This window comes from Pseudomonas sp. P106(2024) (assembly GCF_057480815.1).
Genome location: NZ_JBLIYU010000072.1, coordinates 1 through 234 on the forward strand (window position 1 = coordinate 1; position 234 = coordinate 234).

General features: G+C 56.0%; 1 pseudogene. It reads left to right on the forward strand.

Annotated features, from left to right (window positions below):
* Window positions 1–234: pseudogene (locus AC25M7_RS25560) on the forward strand (IS3 family transposase); the annotation flags it as partial.

Here is a 234-nt window from a genome sequence, read left to right on the forward strand (position 1 = left end):
TTAAAGAAGGCCGCCGCGTACTTTGCCAAGGAGTGCGGCTGAAGTACGCCTTCATCAACAAGCACTCGACGGATTACCCAGTGCGTCGCCTTTGCCAAACCCTCAAGGTGCATCCCAGCGGCTACTACGCTTGGTTGGCCGAGCCTCAATCTGCCCGAGCCAAAGAAGATCAACGCCTGCTTGGCTTGATCAAGCATGCCTGGTTAGAAAGCGGAGGCGTGTATGGCTATCGCA